At 36.9% G+C, this 15,329-nt stretch carries 14 protein-coding genes; 3 read left to right on the forward strand and 11 right to left on the reverse strand.

Annotated features, from left to right (window positions below):
* Positions 1-100: 100 nt before the first annotated feature.
* The 11 genes from G7050_RS05465 to mutY form a co-directional block, all read right to left on the reverse strand.
* Positions 101-1,198 (reverse strand): DegT/DnrJ/EryC1/StrS aminotransferase family protein, encoded by a 1,098-nt coding sequence (locus G7050_RS05465; RefSeq protein ID WP_166112312.1) that lies wholly within the window; start codon positions 1,196-1,198, stop codon positions 101-103.
* Between the two features lie 4 nt (positions 1,199-1,202).
* The gene (locus G7050_RS05470; protein WP_166112315.1) at positions 1,203-2,861 is read right to left on the reverse strand and encodes an amino acid permease; all 1,659 of its coding nucleotides are present in this window, start codon (positions 2,859-2,861) and stop codon (positions 1,203-1,205) included.
* Positions 2,861-3,808, reverse strand: coding sequence for a GNAT family N-acetyltransferase (locus G7050_RS05475; protein WP_221412825.1), 948 nt, complete (start codon positions 3,806-3,808; stop codon positions 2,861-2,863). The genes G7050_RS05470 and G7050_RS05475 overlap by 1 nt, the downstream gene beginning before the upstream one ends.
* 38 nt (positions 3,809-3,846) lie before the next feature.
* Complete coding sequence (locus G7050_RS17880; RefSeq protein WP_255499265.1) at positions 3,847-4,737, reverse strand: WxcM-like domain-containing protein; 891 nt, start codon at positions 4,735-4,737, stop codon at positions 3,847-3,849.
* Positions 4,722-6,104: a murein hydrolase activator EnvC gene (locus tag G7050_RS05490; protein ID WP_166112318.1), complete on the reverse strand. Its 1,383-nt coding sequence runs from the start codon at positions 6,102-6,104 to the stop codon at positions 4,722-4,724. Before G7050_RS05490 ends, G7050_RS17880 begins: the two co-directional genes overlap by 16 nt.
* A 200-nt stretch (positions 6,105-6,304) precedes the next feature.
* Positions 6,305-7,159, reverse strand: coding sequence for a DUF4292 domain-containing protein (locus G7050_RS05495; protein ID WP_166112321.1), 855 nt, complete (start codon positions 7,157-7,159; stop codon positions 6,305-6,307).
* Positions 7,156-8,910 carry a tetratricopeptide repeat protein gene (locus tag G7050_RS05500; RefSeq protein ID WP_166112324.1) on the reverse strand — a complete coding sequence of 585 codons (1,755 nt, stop codon included), beginning with the start codon at positions 8,908-8,910 and terminating at the stop codon, positions 7,156-7,158. Before G7050_RS05500 ends, G7050_RS05495 begins: the two co-directional genes overlap by 4 nt.
* A gap of 30 nt (positions 8,911-8,940) precedes the next feature.
* Positions 8,941-9,372, reverse strand: a complete 432-nt coding sequence (gene dut, locus G7050_RS05505; RefSeq protein WP_166112327.1) for a dUTP diphosphatase — start codon at positions 9,370-9,372, stop codon at positions 8,941-8,943.
* 174 nt (positions 9,373-9,546) lie between these two features.
* Positions 9,547-10,452 (reverse strand): DMT family transporter, encoded by a 906-nt coding sequence (locus G7050_RS05510; RefSeq protein ID WP_166112330.1) that lies wholly within the window; start codon positions 10,450-10,452, stop codon positions 9,547-9,549.
* A gap of 132 nt (positions 10,453-10,584) precedes the next feature.
* On the reverse strand, positions 10,585-11,076 hold the full coding sequence (locus G7050_RS05515; protein WP_166112333.1) for a low molecular weight protein-tyrosine-phosphatase: 492 nt from the start codon (positions 11,074-11,076) through the stop codon (positions 10,585-10,587).
* Positions 11,077-11,115: 39 nt separating this feature from the next.
* Positions 11,116-12,219 carry an A/G-specific adenine glycosylase gene (mutY, locus tag G7050_RS05520; RefSeq protein WP_166112336.1) on the reverse strand — a complete coding sequence of 368 codons (1,104 nt, stop codon included), beginning with the start codon at positions 12,217-12,219 and terminating at the stop codon, positions 11,116-11,118.
* Positions 12,220-12,402: 183 nt separating this feature from the next.
* Between mutY and G7050_RS05525 the strand changes: the two genes are divergently transcribed.
* The 3 genes from G7050_RS05525 to G7050_RS05535 all read left to right on the forward strand — a co-directional run bounded on the left by G7050_RS05525 (position 12,403) and on the right by G7050_RS05535 (position 15,184).
* Positions 12,403-12,678, forward strand: a complete 276-nt coding sequence (locus G7050_RS05525) for an HU family DNA-binding protein (protein ID WP_026627129.1) — start codon at positions 12,403-12,405, stop codon at positions 12,676-12,678.
* Positions 12,679-12,962: 284 nt separating this feature from the next.
* Positions 12,963-14,537 (forward strand): Rne/Rng family ribonuclease, encoded by a 1,575-nt coding sequence (locus G7050_RS05530; protein WP_166112339.1) that lies wholly within the window; start codon positions 12,963-12,965, stop codon positions 14,535-14,537.
* Positions 14,538-14,608: 71 nt separating this feature from the next.
* Entirely contained in the window at positions 14,609-15,184 is a 576-nt protein-coding gene (locus G7050_RS05535; RefSeq protein WP_166112342.1) for a tetratricopeptide repeat protein, read from the forward strand.
* Positions 15,185-15,329: the final 145 nt, after the last annotated feature.

The raw sequence follows: 15,329 nt of genomic DNA on the forward strand, positions 1-15,329 counted from the left end.
AAATGTATATCTTTTTTTGAACAGAACACCTTACTTCACCATAAAATAAAAAAGACTACTCATTCCTTAAACATTATTAGCTGAGAATCCCGATAAAAGTTTAGAATTTATTGAGACAACTAATTATGGCTGTAGCCTCGGAAAGTGTCAATGCAGTATTTAATGGTAAGCTTAGTACTTCTTTATGGATTTTTTCTGTTATACTAAACGACAGATTGCTCCACTCCTTGTAAGCCTCTTGTTTGTGTGGCGGTAAAGGGTAATGCACCTGAGTTTGTATATTCTGATCCGACAGATATTTTTGGAGTTCGTCTCTTCGTTCGCAACGTACCACAAACATATGAAAAGAATGCTCTGTAATAGTGTCTGCAAAGGGTAATATAATATCCTCGTTTACAATCTCCGTAAAATACTTAGTTGCCAATACTTGTCGGTATTTGGTATCATCTTGTAAATATTTCAATTTTACAGATAATACAGCCGCTTGTACCTCATCGAGGCGAGAATTAAATCCTTTGTATTTATTGATATATTTAGCTTCTGTCCCGTAATTCGCTAAAGCTCTGATAACCTCCGCTAATTTAGTGTCATTTGTAGTTACTGCACCTGCATCACCCAATGCTCCCAGATTTTTAGTCGGATAAAAGCTAAAAGCTGTAGCATCACACAATCCACCTACAGGCTTCCCCTGATAAATAGCTCCATGAGCTTGAGCAGCATCATCAATTACTTTTAGATTGTATTTCTGGGCAATTTTATTTATTTCATTCATCGGGCAAGATAACCCATAAAGATGAACAGGCAGAATAGCCTTAGTTTTTGATGTTATTTTTTCTTCGATCTTTTTAGGATCAATATTATAGGTTCGAATATCAGGCTCTACCAATACAGGAGTTAATCGGCTTTCAGTTATTGCCAAGATTGTAGCAATGTATGTATTGGCGGGCACTATCACTTCGTCACCATCACTCATTATCCCCAATTCTTTATAAGCACACAGAATGAGCTTTATAGCCTCCAAGCCATTACCAACGCCTATACAGTTATTGACCTGACAATAATCGGCAAACGAAATTTCGAATTGCTTTACCTCTTCTCCCAATATATACCAGCCTGAACGAACAACCCGTAAAACAGCCTGCTCAATCTCCGATTGATATTTCTCATTTACTTTTTTGAGGTCAAGAAAAGGAATCATATACTTACACTTTATGGATGGCTAATTTACTCTTTTTATATCCATATAAAAAATAGATAGACAAGCCAATTGCCAGCCACATTAAAAACATAAGCCAATTGGACAATCCTAATTCGGTCATAAGATACAAATTTGTCAATATGCCCAGTGTTGGAAGTAACGAAAACTTTAATTTATAAGCTGCAACAGAAAGTCCCGCCCAAGCTATCCAAAAGACAATCAGGAGTGGTTTCTCTTGAAGAATCGCTTTGTAATCGAGCTTCAACAAGAAAATACCAAACGCAATAAGAAGCAAAATAAAAACAATATATTGTCCGTTTACATAAGGTACTTTGAATTTTGCTTTTTTGCTATATCCCTTATGATCGAGATACAGAACTCCCGAACAGACTAGTATAAAGGCGAAAAATGTACCTACACTCGTAAGGTCTACCACAAATTGCATATCGAGGAAGAAAGAAGGTACAGCAACCAATATCCCTGCAATAATAGTCGCAAAAGCAGGAGTCTTAAATTTCTTATGAATCTTACCAAACTTAGGCCAGAGAAGACCATCGCGGCTCATTGTCATCCAGATACGGGGTTGCCCAATCTGGAATACTAATATGGCACTCGTAATGGCTATTACTGCACTTACCGATATAACACCTGCAATAAAATCCATATCGACCAGTTGAAAGACATACGCTAAAGGATCGTCAACACCCAATTCCTTGTAGCTAACCATACCAGTCAGCACCAGTGTTATTGCAATATATAATATAGTACATACTGCTAAACAATAGAGCATGGCACGGGGCATATCACGTTGTGGATTTTTACATTCTTCGGCTGTAGTAGAAACTGAGTCGAACCCGACAAATGAGAAAAAGACAGCAGCAACTCCGCCTAATACTCCGCCTACCCCATTGGGTGCAAATGGAGACCAATTAGCAGGCTTCACAAAGAAAAATCCGGCTAGAATTACAAACAAGATAATCCCGACTTTAAGGTAAACCAAAAGATTATTTACTGTTTTTGATTCCTTGATGCCAACAAAAACCAATGATGTAAGAAGTATAATAATACCTCCCGCAGGTAAATTAATCAGTATTTTGTATCCGAAAATTTCAGGAGCACTACGGTATATTTCAGCAGATTGTATAACATTGGTAGGAAGATCTGGTATATTTGCCATGACTTTCTGATAGGACTCGTAGGCACTTAAATAGCCTATAGAAAGGTAATGCGGAAAGTGTATACCAAATCCTTCGAGCATCGTAGTAAAGTATCCCGACCAGGAGATGGCAATAACCATATTTGATACTGAGTATTCGAGAATAAGAGCCCAACCTATTGCCCAAGCAAAGATTTCACCTAATGTTGCATAGGTATAGGTATAAGCACTACCGCTTGTAGATATCATCGATGCAAACTGTGCATAGCATAAAGCTGTAAAAACACAGGCAATGGCAACGAATACAAAAAGCAGTGAAACCGCAGGGCCTCCTTGAAAAGCCGCCCGACCGATTGTACTGAAAATACCTGCTCCAATTATTGCCGCAATACCAAACAGGGTAAGATCTTTAACGCCTAATACTCTTTTAAGTCCATGATCCTGAATTTCTCCTACATGACCTCCTTTAGTTATATCTTTTCTCCTAAACAGGGAGTTTAAATCCATTATTGTAGTGTTATATTTATTTGATAGGTGTCGTATATAATGCCTCTCGCTCCAAAACCTTCTTTCTGGGAAATCAAGCCTTCGTTGAGAAAATGACCACTATCTTCGTTAGATGTTCCAAAATCGAAATACTTCTTCTTGACAAAAACCTTATTTATCAAGTGGTCGAATAACAGGTCTAATGCACCAGCCTCTTTTCCTTCTTCCGAAGCCGATATATATTGAGAATGAGCCACTGTAGCTGTTTCGAAAATTAAGCAACCCGCCAAAATCCTATTCTCTTTTAAAGTGCAGAATAATCGGATATTATCGGGAAATTGATTCCTCAAATACGCTATTTCGTCTAATGAATGAGTGGCAACTGCCTGATGATTTTCTTTAAGATTCTCTTCGAGAACAGCCCAGAATTCGGGTAAAGAATCCGATTCGCACACAATGAGATTTTGTTTTTCGGCTTTCTTCAGTTGTCTTTTTCGTAGTTCCGAATAGCCCAGCTTGGCGGAAAGATCAACTGTTGAAGATATCGTCCTCGACAATAGTGTTGCTTTATTTCTAAAGAGGGCATATAAATCATCCTCAGAAGGATAGCGATGGTATATATGCGGAATCGGTTTATATATAATCTTGCTTATTTTGTTTTCTTGCAGATACTTTACAACTGTATCTAATATCTCAATTGCCTGAGGTGTTTTAGTATCCTCCGAAAGAATTAAGCCTCCATAGGTTAAGCCTTGATGGGAGTAGAATACTTGTTCCGATATATTTGCCGGAAGTAGAGCAATCAGCTTGTTCTTATCGAAGAACATCAAAGAATAATCGTGAAACCGACCGGAATGATACTCCATATAATCCCTGTAAAACAGAAAAGTACCGTTTCGGGAAAAAGACACAAAGTCATCCCAAACGGACTTATATTCGGTATTATATTTTTCAATTCTGATCGACATATCAATGAATCTTTTCTTCTAATGAAAAAATCAAGTCTCTAAGACCTTATCTTTTTGAAATCGCTGTATCTGCGAATATAGTCTTCTTCCGTATATATTTCAGAAGCCAAAACTAAACAAATAGCTCCCGATGAATAGTTGTATTCTTTAGACCATATTCCGGGCAAAACATGTATGCCTTGTATCGGTCTGTTTACAGTTATCGTTTTTCTATGTTTACCATCATCCAACTCTACATCAAAACTGCCACTGGCTGCTACCAGAAATTGATGGCACTGTTTATGTGCATGCATGCCTCTCGTTTTTCCATAAGGAATGTCATATACAAAAAACACGCGTTTAACATCAAAAGGTATATCTACCGAACAGTGTACAGGAGTTAAGTTACCTGCTCTGCTTTTTATGGTTGGCAATTCAACAGGCAAACAACCAAAAACTGTATTTTTCTGTGGTAAAACTTCAACCATAGGGTTAGGTAAAGCCACAGATTCAATAGTCTCCGATTGAATTTCACCGGCTTTTATAAATTGCTTGAAAAGTCTATAGTTTCGAATATATTCACTTTCATCGTAAGCCCCTGAGGATATAACAAGGCAGACTGAGTTTGTAGCAAAATTTTCTAAAGTACGCCACATTTTAGCAGGTACATACAATGCCTTATATGCTCTGTTTAATTGATAACGGCGGGTTTCTTTTCCATCATTCAGAACAACATCAAAACTACCGGAAAGTGCAATGATTATTTCTTCCTGATTTTTGAAGGCATGACTACCTCTTTTCTGTCCGGCAGGAACGTCATATATCCAATAAACACGAGCTATTTTGAACGGGATTTGTCCGCTTTCTTCAATAAAAGAAAGATTTCCTCTTGCATCCTCCACTTTGGGAAGCTCCAAGATTCGCTCTTTTATTTTTATTTTTGAAGCCACGGCTCAGGATTCAATTTGTTTGTTCCCTGCCACAACTGGAAGTGCAGTTGAGAGTTTCCTGTATCCGAATCGGTATAAACTGTACCCAAGGCTTGTCCTGCCGAAATTTTTTGTCCCTGCTTTACAAATATCTGTTGAATATTTCCGTAAAACGAATAATATCCGCCATGCCGTATAATAATACAGTTATTAAATCCTGGGAATGCAACAACACGAGAAACTTCTCCTCCGAAAACGGCACGAGCCTGAGCTCCCGCTCTAGCCTGTATATCAATACCATTACTATTGGTTGTCACTCGCCATCGACTATTTTGCTGTGTACCAAAACGCCCGACGATACTATAACTACCTGTTACAGGCATAGGCAGACGTCCTTTGTTTGCAGCAAAATTAGATGATAATTTAAAATTTTCGGCTGTCACAGTCGGAGTAGCCATAGCCACCTCTTCGGTCTCTCTCGATGGAGCTTCCGTTTCAACCTTTGGAGAAACCTCTTTTTCTTTTGGTGATTCTGTTTTCGGCGGTACTTTGGCTGCTCTTGCAGCTTCACGTTTTGCCTTTTCGGCTCTTTCGGCACGCTCTCTTTTTAAACGTTCTCTACGAGCCTGCTCTTCTGCAAGGCGTTTTGCTTCACGCTCCTGACGAGCCACTTCTTGTGCTATAAGTTTTTCTATTTGAGCATTAAGGTTATCGGCTTGCTTTTGTTTGGTTTGCAAAATACTTTGTAATTCCTTTTGCTTTTTACTTGCATCCGAAACCTCCTGTTTATGAACCTGTTCTTCTTTTTGCAAATTGGTTTGCTCCTTTTCCCGATTTCCTAACAAAGCCTTTTTCTCAGCCTTCGATTTTTCGAGAGCCGCTTTCTTTTCCTGCAAAAGTTTTTGTTTTTCCTTAATCTCTGTGATTTGATTATCACGCCATTGTGAGTAATCTTTCAAATACTTCATACGGCGAAGAGATTCAGCTAAAGAACTTCCCGACAGTACAAATAATAATTTATTACCACTTTGTTTTCTCAGAACAATTCCCTCAACCGCTCGTGCATACGATTTCTGCTGCCCCTTTAGATTAGCGGTAAGTATAACGATCTCTTTTTCCGTAGCAGCTTCCTGCTCGGCAATTGCACTCATCTCGTCATTTAACAACGAAATCAACCGCTGACGTGAACTTATTTGCTCCGTCAAGAGATTGATTCTGCTTAATAATGTGGATGTATTTTTCTTTGTTTCGTTCAACAATAACGTTGTACTTTCTATCTCGCGTAAAGCCAATTTTCTCTTATTCTCCAGATCTTTTATTTTATTCGACTGGGGAAAAACAAATAGGGTTGAAAGAAATAATATAAATAAAACAAGTACTGATCTCATCTTAGTCATTGAAGGTCATCGACCTGTTTGTTTAAGGTCACAGACCTTTTTATTATTTTATTGAATAACTATTCACATAGAATTGCTTACACGAAATAAAGATAGCAAACTTACTTAAATTCACTGAACTATTTATTGCTTTGGCAAATTTAAAAACAATAGATAGTTATGATTTTAATCATATTCTTAAATATTTACTTTTACTTAATATAGTTTTTCAGAATATCCGATACCGAAACTCTGGTATATTTAGCAGGTAAACTATTATCTACAGTCAGTTCTTTATCAAAGTCCAATCCCGAATTAGACATTATCAGTTTGACTTTTTTCTTATTAAAATCGACATTAGCCTCCATTGTAGTCGGATACAAAGATGCACTTTCTTTTACAAAATCACGATATATCCACCTCAATGAGTATTTCCCATCACGGGCAGTTATATGTGTTTCGGAAACCCGATCGTTCGGATCAATTACAAAACGATACGACAAGCCTACTTTATCTTTTGTTTCCAGATGGTACTTTCCACCATTCATCGTGATATCATACAGATTGTAATCAGTACCACCGACCTTACTCTTTCCCGGAATAAACAACGCATCTGTAAATAACGCTTGCAGATTGTTGTAGTTAAACTGTATTCCTCGTTCTTGCTCAAGATCTTTTATATTCTCAACAGCATATTTCTTGGATAAACGGTCTATAACATATACCGAATCGGGAGTGATGCTTAGTCTGAAAACTTCTGAATTAATAAACGGTGCCCGTATCGATAATTGTATTATCTCGTCTCTCACAATCTTTAATTGGCTGTTCACTTTCATTCCGGATTCTTTTGATCCGGATATCATTTCCAAAGCAATCTTACCACTGATTGTTTTATAGTCTGTTTCGGCAGATAGAACATCTTTTACAACCTGATCGTGTGTTTTAGCAACCACCGATCCATCGTTGCTTACGATTGACTTAGACGATTTACAAGACGAAACCAAAGCAATCAGACTAAAGAAGAAAGCGAGTTTATAGATATTTTTTATGCTATTTGCATTCATCATTTTATAGGATTAGGAGCAATAAACGTTTTTGTTTCTATCTTTTTATCCAGAGTTTTAGATTCACTGCCTTTCTCTTTGGCTTTCTGCCAATATATCACAGCATTTTCCTTGTCATCAGTCATATATAAGACATCACCATAGTGTTCCAGCACTTCGGCACTAATCTCTTTTTCTTTTTCCTCGCTGTATTTCACAGCATTTTCAAGATATATTTTAGCTGTAGTATAAGCACCTTGCATAAATAATATCCAGCCATATGTATCCAAGTACGTTGGATTAGTGGGTTCTGCTTTTATTGTAATGCTACTCATATTTTCAGCACGATCCAGATCTTTATGAGTAAGCGACAAGTAATAACTATAGTTATTTAACACCCCCAGATTTTGAGGATTGTATTTCAACGATTTATCAAATTCGATAAAAGCACTGTCCTGCTGTTTCAATTCATAATAGATACTACCCTTCTGACCATAAAACTCAGATAGTAAACGTGGATTATTTTCTGCGAAACCGATTCCTCTGTTTAAAGTTTGGAGAGCCTGTTTGAATTCCTTTTTCTGATATTCACCTACCGATAAGTAGAAGTAAAACAAAGGTTCTTCGGGCAAATATACTATAGCTGACTTACATACATCGATAAGAGCATCTATGCTATCTACATCTGTCGATTGAAGCAATTGTTCCCATCCCACAGGATTTGTAGGATCAGATTCTGCATAAACGCGATATTGAAAGTTAGCCTCTTTTTTCTTATCCTGAACCATCAGCAGATTACCATAAAGCAAGTTAAACTTTGCCTCTTGAGGAAACTCTATCATTAAAGAATCAAGAAGGGCATTAGCCGGAGCCAAATCTTGTTTGTTCTGTTGTAAGATTCCGATGTATTGACTTAATATTCCGATTTTAGTATCAACATCCGTTTTGGCACTAAATAGAGCTGCACGAAGTTCGGCCTCAGCTTTCGGCTGATCATCAATGGTCTGATAGTAATTAGCCATCGATGTAATCAGATACGGATCTTCAGGATCTATCGATTTAGCTTTGGTCAAAGCAACATAAGCTTCTTTAGTCTTCCCATCCTGCAGGTATAAATTACCCAGCAATATATAATATCTTATTTCCTGAGGGTATTTATCTATGTATTTTTGAACCTCTGCATATGCCTTTTTCTTGTCATTAAGAGCTGAGTAGAGTTTGAACTTCTGGATAGTAATTTTTTCGTTCATACCCATAGTACGCTCCAAATCATTTAACGCTTGAATAGAGTTGTTTAAATCACCATCAAGACGATATACCTCCGACAGGTACATATACAATTCTATTTTTGAAGTATTGAGATTAATCAATTTTTGATAAATCGCTGCCGCATCCTTATACTCTTGTCTCTCGGCATAAGATGCTGCAAGAGCCATATTATAATAAAAATTGTCAGGATCGTAATTTGCCGCCTTTTTATAATAGGTATACGCCTCGTCTTTATTCTGAATAGAGTTGAAGAAATTACCCAATTCGAATAATACACTGGCATTTGTCGAATCTATCTTCATACAATATTGGAGATAATCATAAGTTGCTCCATATTGCTCAATAGATTTACTATTCATGGCATTATAAAAATAATAGTCAAATTTGCGTTGATCGTCCAAGCTAAGAGATTCGGTTACAACCGCAGAAGCTGTCTGAGCAAATATATTATTGATGCCTAAAACAAATACTATAAGGAATAGAATCGGATATTTACATTTTGACATATATGTTTTGTGCTTAGTGTTTTGCTGTTTTTATTTTCCGGTGTGACCAAAACCACCTGCTCCGCGCGTCGTTTCGTCTATTGTATCTACTTCCTCCCACTCCACCGTAGCATGAGCAGCAATAACCATCTGGCAGATACGTTCTCCGTTCTGGATAGTAAAAGGTTCACTCGATAGGTTGACAAGTATTACACGTATTTCGCCACGATAATCAGCATCAATAGTTCCCGGCGAATTCAAGACAGTAAGTCCATGCTTCAGTGCCAATCCGCTTCGAGGACGTATCTGAGCCTCGTATCCTTTAGGTAATTCGATAAACAATCCTGTTGGGATTAACTTTCTCTCTAGAGGTTTCAGCACTATATCCTCGTCTATATTTGCTCTCAAGTCTAGCCCTGCCGAATACTCTGTAGCATATTCAGGAAGCGAGTGAGCCGATTTATTTATAATTTTTACTTGCATAAGTAGCACTAATATTTATTGTTACATTTCACAACTATAACTGCCTCTCGCCATTATGCTTACCAAAGCAATAAATAGGTCTGAGACCTTATGTTGTGCATTCTGCTATTCAATCTGTTGCGAAATTAATTAATTCTTTATCAAAGATACAGCAAATCATCAAAAACTTAACATTTAATTAGGTTTCAACATTTTGATAAACGAAATGTTCATTAATGCTATCGCAAAAAGAATTAATACAATACCTATCCATTGATATACATTGACAGTCTCATGTATAAACAGATAAGCCATAGTTACCGAAACAGGAAGTTCTATGGAAGCGATAATACCGCCTAAACCTACTCCCACCAAAGGCATTCCCTTTGTAAACAACAAAGGAGGAAGAACTGTTCCGAAGAATGCCAAAACAAGTCCCCAAGTCCACAATACACTGGGATCGAATTTTTGCATCAACGAGTACCCCCACACCATAGACACCATAATTAAGGAGCCTATCAGCATAAACATACTGCGTACCATCGGACGATAACCCGTAGCTATATTATTGGTAGCCAAGAATGTCAGACTGTAAGATATGGCAGCCAGAAATCCCCAGAAAATACCACGCCAATCGAGTTCAACATCAGCATTCAATACATTTGTTGCTAAAACAGTACCTAGCAAAACAATCAAAATAGAAACCAGCTTCACTGGTGCAGGTTTTATTTTATTTACCAAAAGATCCACAACAACGCCTATCCAAACAGACTGCATCAGCATCACAATACATACCGAAACGGGAATATATCTTAGCGAGAGATAGTAAAAGGTACTTGTCAGCCCCAACGGAATACCGCCAAGCATTAATTTAAAAATATCTTTTCGAGAGGGACGATTTATTGCTTTTGAAGACGATACCCTATTCGATATCAAGTTTAACAATATTATTACTGAAGCTCCAACGAGCGCTTGTGCAAACGTAAGCTCGGCAGTTGTATAACCATCTGCCAATCCTTTTTTTATAAATGTAGCTACAATTCCATAACTTGAAGCTCCAATAGCAACAAGTAAAATACCTTTTATCGACTTATTATTCATATATATATTTTATCTCTTTCTCAACTCTTCTTTCGAGTTTTTCAAAAAAGGCTGCAGCCCTATTTTATTTCTTTGGTCAGTAAATACTGCAACCTGCACTTTATTACAAATCTCTTGCACAAAAATCAGCTACTACTTAATAACTGTTTCTTCGATATGTTTCATCAACCCGTCACAGGCATCTTCCAGTAGATCTAAAACCAATTCGAAGCCATCCGATCCCATGTAGTATGGGTCGGGAATATGATCGTATCCGTGTTTCTGTGAAAACTCAACCATACGGTGTACTTTCTTCTGTGATTCCAGATCGGGACTTAGTCTCATTATATTGCTGTAATTACTATCGTCCATAGCCAGAATGATATCAAAGTCGTCAAAATCATTAACCGTAAATTTTCGGGAAAGCGAATCAAACACGTACTCTCTACGTGCTCCATGGCGCCGCATACGCTGATCGGGCAAGTCACCATCGTGATAGCCTGATGTTCCGGCAGAATCCACTTCTAGTTTATCACCTAATCCCTTCTTTGAAATAATATGTTTCATTATCCCCTCTCCGGCCGGAGAGCGACATATATTTCCCAAACAAACGAACAATATTTTGTATTTTTCTCTTTCCATCATTCTTCTCTTTAATTACAAAATGATACAAATATACAACTCTTATGCGAATAAATCACCCTGATTAAGGTGTTCAAAGTAGCGATCAACCAGTCTCGAGATAGCAAAATTAAATAAATCAGTTTTCTCAATCTTTAGAAATTGCTTTTTTATTAGTGTATCTTTTGTTATTTCTATTGTATAAAAATTGGCATAAATTATTCGATGAGACAAAACATGCTTCAAAGTTATACCCATCGGATGAATAGATATATCGCCTGCATTTTCGAACATTTGACGAAATGCATCTGTTTTCTGCAATTCATCCAACGTCAGCTTCTCATCAGTTTCAATGAGAGGCAATTCATATAAATTCTTCCAGATATCATTACCTGTTCGTTTATTCAGGAACATATTGGATCCAAATCGTATATCCAAATAATTAAAGTATCGCTCTTTGACTTTAGTCTTTCCCTGCTTCACCGGATACGATGATACTTTCCCCTGACTGAATGCCAAACAAATATCTGATAACGGACAAACAGAGCAATCAGGAGAAACGGGTACACATTGCAAAGCCCCAAGTTCCATTATAGCCTGATTGTGTGCTCCGGGATTATCAACATCCAAAAGCTCATTGGCCAGATTAGTAAATAGCTTTTTCCCTTGAGTTGAATCAATTGGGGTATCTATAGCAAATAAACGGGACAAAACCCTAAAGACATTACCATCGACCACAGCATGAGGCAATTCGAATGCAAATGAGCCTACAGCCGCCGCCGTATATTCGCCAATTCCTTTCAATGACAAAATATCTTTATAAGCAGTAGGAAACACCCCTTCATATTGAGACATTATTACCTTTGCCGCTGCATGGAGATTACGGGCTCTACTATAATACCCCAGTCCCTGCCATAATTTGAGAACTTCATCCTCATCTGCATTTGCTAAAGAAGCTACCGTTGGAAATGTTTTAGTAAAGCGCATATAATAATCGTATCCCTGAACTACACGTGTCTGTTGCAGTATTATTTCCGACAACCAAATAAAGTAAGGATCCTTAGTATCACGCCACGGCAAATCCCTTTTATTCTGCTCATACCACCTTATTAATATATGACTAATAAAATAATCGTTATTTTTGGTATCTAAATGACTTGTTTCCAATTATAAATATTTAAAATTGATTTTTAGTTAAATCCGACACAAAGATACTTCAATATTCAACCTCAATGAGAAAATAATTAGTTTTTAATGAAAAATGCCTTTCATTTATTTTTAAAGGAAATAAAAAAGCTATATATTTGCAGTCCAAAAAATTAGTAATTAACAATAAAAGGAAATACAAAAATGACAAAAGCAGATATCGTTAACGAAATTGCTAAAAATACTGGCATCGATAAGGCAACCGTTCTAACAGCCGTGGAATCTTTTATGGAAGTAGTAAAAGACTCTCTAAGTAAAAGCGAGAATGTATATTTGAGAGGTTTTGGCAGCTTTGTTGTGAAGAAGCGTGCTCAAAAAACTGCTCGTAATATCTCAAAGAATACAACAATCATTATCCCAGAGCACAATATTCCATCTTTCAAACCTGCTAAAGTTTTTGTAAATCAAGTCAAAAAATAAGTAGAGTATTAATTTCTAAAATATAAAAGATATGCCAAGCGGTAAAAAAAGAAAAAGACATAAAATGTCTACGCACAAACGCAAAAAAAGACTTAGAAAAAACAGACATAAAAAGAAAAAATAATCTTTTTTACGTCTTATTTTAGAAAAAGTAACAAGAACAAACTTAAATCTATCATAAAATTTTAAGTTTGTTCTTTGTGCATTTCAGAATATCATAGTCTTAGAATATACAGCCTGAAAACTGTATCGGTACAAATTTTAATAGTCACAAGTAATAGAAAATGAATAGCGAACTTGTAGTTGATGTTCAATCGCAAGAGATTTCTATTGCCGTGTTGGAAGACAAGAAACTTGTCGAACTTCAGAAAGAGGCAAGAGATATATCGTTTGCAGTTGGCAACATTTATGCCGGGAAAGTAAAAAAACTTATGCCCGGATTGAATGCTGCTTTTATAGACATTGGGTACAAAAAAGATGCATTTCTTCACTACTTAGACTTAGGTCCACAATTCAAATCTGTAGATAAATTCTACAAACAAGCCTTAGCTGACACAAAAAAATTCCCGCTAATCCCCAAGATGCCGCTCGAAGCGGATATCGATAAGGATGGTAGCATTAGCGACGTACTTAAAGTAGGACAGGAAATATTGGTACAAATAGCCAAAGAACCTATCTCAACCAAAGGACCGAGACTAACATCGGAATTGTCATTCGCAGGCAGGTTTCTGGTACTGATACCTTTCAACGATAAGGTATCAATCTCGCAAAAAATAAAATCCAAAGAAGAAAGAGCCAGACTTCGTCAACTTATTCAAAGTATAAAGCCTAAAAACTTCGGTGTAATAGTTCGTACAGTAGCCGAAGGAAAAAAAGTTATCGAACTCGATAACGAACTTAAAACGTTAGTGAAGCGTTGGGAGGACAATCTTCCTAAAATTCAAAAGGAAAAACTTCCGACATTAATATATGAAGAAACCGGACGTATTGTGGGACTCCTTCGGGATGTATTCAACCCATCGTTTCAGGCTATTCATGTAAATGACAAGGAAGTACATAACCAAATCAGGGATTATATCAGTATTATAGATCCTGAGAAAAGAGATATCGTTAAGCTTTATACAGACGAACTACCTATCTTCGACAATTTTGCTGTCACAAAACAGATAAAAGCACTTCTGGGGAAAACTGTAACGTTCCGCAATGGTGCTTATTTGATCATAGAACATACCGAAGCTTTGCACGTAATAGATGTAAATAGCGGTAACAGATCAAAAAATAAAGAAGCAGGACAGGAAAATAATGCATGGGAAGTAAACTCGGCAGCTGCAGAAGAAATTGCCCGACAACTACGCCTCCGCGATCTGGGAGGAATTATTGTCATCGACTTCATAGATATGTCGGAAGGCGAACACCGCAGCAAACTGATTGCCAGAATGCAGGAGTTAATGGCTAATGATAGGGCAAAACATAATATATTGCCATTGAGCAAGTTTGGGCTGATGCAAATCACGCGCCAGCGCGTACGCCCCGAAATGGTAGTAGATACTACCGAAACATGCCCTACATGCTTTGGAAAAGGTGAGATAAAACCATCTATTTTATTTACAGATTCTTTACGATCTAAGATAAGTTATTTAGTTCAAAAACTAAATGTGAAGAAATTCACCCTGCATGTACACCCTTATGTTGCAGCATTTATTGACAAAGGATTCCCATCCTTGAAATTAAGGTGGAAGTGGAAATACAGCTTTGGAATGAAAATTATTCCCGACCAAAGTCTCGCATTTCTCGAATATCGGTTCTTTGATCAGAACAAAGAAGAAATAGATCTCAAACAAGAGATTGAGCTCAAATAATATAAATGGGTGGATTCAACTAGAATTCACCCGTTTTTTACAATATATTCACTAACTGAATGTCTTTCTTTATGAATTTAACTGAAAAAGAAATAAACAAATTCAATTCCTTTTATGATGACGCTTGCAAAAAAATGGAGGGGCTTATAATATTAGAAGGATATACACCAAAAAGTCCAAATTTCTTCGAGAAAAGAAAAATTAAAAAATCCATTGATCTTTTCAAGAAAGCACTGGAGATTGTTCCTGAACATTTCCCTTCTTTGTTTTTTATTGGCAAACTTTATCAGCGACTTGGCAAATACGAAGACTCTCTATCTTATTTCGAAAAGGCTCTAATTTACGAACACAGCAACCATACCTTACCACAGGAGGCTTCACTAGTAGCGATGCACTTAAATAATACCGAGAAGGCACTCGAATATTCACTCGAAGCAGTCCGCCGCAAACCCGATAACATTGGTGTATTAGGAAATCACAGTATGAATCTTCTGATTTTCGGAAAAGACGAGGAGGCGCTTTTATTCATAGAGAAAGCTCTGTCTATAGAGCCTTCTGACAAAATCAACATCCGAATAAAGAAGAAAATAGAGGATGTTATTTCAGGGAATGCAACAAGACCAACCTTTAAAAACTCGGTCGGATAAAATGATCTTTCCCTAAATCTCATAACACAGCTCAATATTTAAATTTTAAAGGATTCTTGAGCCCTATAATTATAGAGAACTTAGTATATTTGCAAGTCTTTTTCCAAAGGAGAAGATCAACTAAGATTCCAATTCTTTTTATGGT

The organism is Dysgonomonas sp. HDW5A (genome assembly GCF_011299555.1).
Classification (GTDB): Bacteria; Bacteroidota; Bacteroidia; order Bacteroidales; family Dysgonomonadaceae; genus Dysgonomonas_A.